The organism is Actinophytocola sp., assembly GCF_035634895.1.
Classification (GTDB): Bacteria; Actinomycetota; Actinomycetes; order Mycobacteriales; family Pseudonocardiaceae; genus Actinophytocola.
In genome coordinates, this window is the sequence record NZ_DASQCC010000136.1 from 1 (window position 1) to 3784 (window position 3784).

The window sequence follows — 3784 nt, forward strand, 5'->3', positions numbered from 1 at the left end:
TGATCTCGGGCGACCTCGACGAGGCGTTCGTGTCCGTTCCCACCGTGGCCGAGGACGGGAAGATCTACGTCGCATTCCTGAACACGACCGATCTCACGACCGGACGCGACACGTACGAGGTGGTGCAGGTGTCACCCAGCACCGGCGCGCGGGTGGCCGGCCCCACCGCGGTGGCGCAGGTGATCGACGGCGCGACCGACTATCCGATCGCCGCAGGACGGCAGACCTACCAGGACAGCATGTTCCGGACGTGGGCGGCGGGCAACATCACCGCGGATCCGAGCAACCCGGCGCACCTGGCCGTGGTCTGGTCGGACATGCGAAACAGCACGCTGCCGGCACCGACCGACCCGTACGCCGCCACGACCAACTCCGACGTGGTGGTCAGCCAGTCGTTCGACCGAGGTGCCACCTGGTCGACGCCGGTGGCGATCCGTCGCAGCGGCGACCAGTGGATGCCGTGGGGCGCTTACGATGCCTCCGGCCGCCTGCACATCGGCACCTTCGACCGTGGGACGGATACCGCGAACCACAGGTACGACTACTCGCTGGCAACTGAGTCGTCGCCCGGTTCGCTGTCGTTCTCGGTCGCGCCGGTGACGACGGTGAAGTCGGACCCGACCACGAACGACCGCTGGTTCGCGGCGACCGCCAACGCGGCGTTCCCGTTCGCCACGCAGTTCCTCGGGGACTACAGCAACATCGCCATCGATCCCGGCAGTGGTGACGTGTTGGCCTACTGGACGGACATGCGGAACACCGCGTGCTTCGACGGCCGTTGTGGCCATGGAGAGGACGCGTTCTTCGCCCGCGTCGGCCCGTAGGGAAAGGACGCCGGGCCGGGTCGCACTCAACGCGGTGCGACCCGGCCCGGCGGCTCGTGCTCCTCATTTCGCTCACACACGAACTGGCTAGGGTCGGGCGATGAGATTGCCTCGACCGCTGCGAAGGGCGGATCGCCCCGATCGCGATCGGCGTCGGTGGCGTCGCACAGGTCTGCCGGTGGCGCTGGTCTTCCTGCTGCTGCTCGCCCCGGCCGCGTACTCCTACACGACCACGATGATGCAGCCGTCGAGCCTGCCGCTCTGGCCACGCAGCGTCGAGTGGCTGCGAGCGCACCATGGCAACTGGCTCGTCGACGAGGTCGAGCACTACTACTACAGCTGGAAGACGCCCGCGAAGGGCGGTCCCCAGCTGACCAGCCTGCCGACGGCCGGACTCACCGACGCCTCGACGGAGAAGGCCGAGGCACGGCGCCACGGTGGGTACATGCCTCCGCCGATCAGTCCCGTCTTCGCGCACCCGCTGCCCGGCGAAGGCGTATGGAGAGGCACCGGCCCCACCGTGGCCGGGCGCTCGCCGGTGCTCGTCACGACCTTCCGGACAGAGGTCGACTACCCGCGGATCGTCGCGTACGTGGCGTGGTTCGATCACACGCGCACCTCGGCCGCGTGGTATCCGGGCCGCTACGAACCTCCCAACGCTCCCATCCGCGGCCCGATGTCCGTGCCTCCCGGCCAGCGCTGGCGCCTGCTAGCCACGTTCAACGGCGGCTTCATCTACAACGACGGCAACAACGGATCGTCCATCAACGGGAAGATGTACGAGCCGCTGAAGGCGGGCCTGGCAACCCTCGTGGCCTATCGGAACGGCCATGTGGATGTGAAGACGTGGCACGGCGGCCCGGTCGCCGGCCCGCAGGTGGCCTTCGCACGCCAGAGCCTGCCCTTGATCATCGATCACGGGCGCCTCAACCCGGCCCTGAACGACAGCTCGCAGTGGGGCTTCACGCTCGGCAACGCCGTCCGCGTCTGGCGAACGGGCGCGGGTATCGACCGGCACGGCAACCTGATCTACGCCGCAGCGGATTACCAGACGGTGGTCACGCTGGCGCGGATCCTGCAGCACGCGGGCGCGGTGCGCGCGATGCAGCTCGATATCAACCCGGAGTGGCCGACCTTGATCACCTACAGCCATCGCGGCGGGCTGGATCCGGTGCAGGTGGTGCCGAACTACCAGCAGCCGCCAACCCGATACCTGGTGCCGGATGACCGGGACTTCTTCGCCGTCTACCGGCGCGTGCCCGGCCCGGTCACCGTTCCGTTCAGGTAACGCGCGACGCTGCTCACCTGACAGCTGGAAGCCGGACCACGAACCTGCCGCCGGGGCCCGGGGCAGCCGTGATGGTTCCTCCGATCGACTCGGCCAGACGCCGCGCCAGCGGCAGGCCCAGGCCAGCACCTGCGGGCTCCGCAGCGGCGCCACCTCCGCGGATGCCTGGCTGGAAGATCCGCTCGCACTCGGCGCCGGGCACGCCGGCGCCGTCGTCGCAGATCATGAACCTCACCTCATGCCGGTCGCGCTCGGCCGCCACGGTGACCGTGGATCTGCCGTAGCGGCACGCGTTGTCCACCACGGGCTGCAGGATCCGGCACGCCAGCTCCAGATCGGCGCTCACCTTGAGATCCGGGGTCGCGATCTGGGTGGTCACGGTCACGCCGCGGGCCTTGGCCACTTCGGCCGTCGTCTCGACCACTCGGTCGACCACCTGGAGGGCCGAGCAGGATCCCCGCCTGTCGCCGACCGCCGCTCGGGCGGCGCCCAACAGGGCATCGATGATCCGGGTCATCGCGCGCACGTTCCGTTCGATGGCCGCGAGGGCGTGGCGGTACTCCTCCATGGTGCGGTCGCGGCGGAGGCCCAGCTCGGCCTCGGTGGCGATGCGTGCAAGGGGGGTGCGCAGCTCGTGGGAGATCTCGGCAGAGAGCCGTTGTTCGCGCCGTAAGGCGTCGGCTGTGCGTTCCAGCAGCTGGTCGAGGGTGTCGGCCAACTCGGTCAGCTCGTCGTGCGGCGGCCCCTGGTTGAACCGGTGATCAAGGTCGTGCTCGCTCCACGTCCGGGCTGAGGCGGTCATCGTCGACACGGGTCGCAGCGCCCGGCTCAGGATCCAGCCGGCAACCGCGGCGATGACGGCCAGCAGCAGCAGGCAGAGGACGATCGAGGCGACGAGGGCGGTCTGCTGGGCCTGCTCGTAGGCGGCGAGCGACACACCGGCAACGACCGTTCCCAGGCGGCGTCCGTTGCGGACGACCGGCGCCGCGTACAGGCGAACGTCCGTCCCGGGGACATCGGTCGTGTGAGACGAGCCCCGCGCCAGGGAGTGCGCGGCGGCCGTCAGGGCCGGATCGACGCGCGGTGACTCCAGCGCCCGGTCGCCGGCGAAGATCCAGATCGGGGTGTCGCCGACCGCGGCGTCGGGCGCCTCGCCGACGGCGAGCTGTCCGTGGCTGGTCGTGAGCGCGGGCAGCTGCGCCGTGGCGCGTGCCCTGGCACGGTCGGTCGCGTCGGCGTCCAGCCTGTGGGCGAAGAGCAGGTTGAAGCCGATCACCAGCACACACATCGTCGCGCCGACAGACAGCACCGTGGCGAGCAGCAGGCGGCTGCGGATGCCGCGCGGTCGCGCGATCACCGCAGCGAGTATCCGACGCCGTGAACGGTCTTCAATCCGGGAGCGCCCGGGAGCGCGCGGAGCTTGCGGCGAAGTCGTGTGATGTAGGCATCGAGCGTATTGTCGTGCACGATGGCGCCGTGCGGCCAACCCGCGTGGACCAGCTCCCGCCGCCGAACGACGTCGCCGGAGCGGCCGGCCAGGGCTGAGAGCAACCGGAACTCGGTGGGCGTCAGGCCGACCGTCTCACCACCGCACAGGGCCGCGTGTGCGATCGGATCGACGACCAGGCCGCTCGCGTTCGATGCTGGGATCGTGTGGCGGCGAAGCAGCGCG

At 70.0% G+C, this 3784-nt stretch carries 4 protein-coding genes; 2 read left to right on the top strand and 2 right to left on the bottom strand.

Translation table 11 applies throughout. The features are described 5' to 3' along the window. Together VET29_RS19510 and VET29_RS19515 are read left to right on the top strand one after the other, a co-directional pair. On the top strand, positions 1-824 hold an 824-nt coding region (locus VET29_RS19510; protein ID WP_324922374.1), incomplete at its 5' end, for a hypothetical protein. A gap of 178 nt (positions 825-1002) precedes the next feature. After that, a complete protein-coding gene (locus VET29_RS19515) occupies positions 1003-2112 on the top strand; it encodes a phosphodiester glycosidase family protein (protein ID WP_324922378.1) in 1110 nt (369 codons plus the stop codon). 13 nt (positions 2113-2125) lie between these two features. Here the strand turns inward: VET29_RS19515 and VET29_RS19520 are convergent, their stop codons facing one another. After that, positions 2126-3469, bottom strand: coding sequence for a HAMP domain-containing sensor histidine kinase (locus tag VET29_RS19520; protein ID WP_324922382.1), 1344 nt, complete (start codon positions 3467-3469; stop codon positions 2126-2128). Further along, positions 3466-3784: winged helix-turn-helix domain-containing protein (locus VET29_RS19525; RefSeq protein WP_324922386.1), on the bottom strand; the 319-nt coding region annotated here is incomplete at its 5' end. The genes VET29_RS19525 and VET29_RS19520, both read right to left, overlap by 4 nt.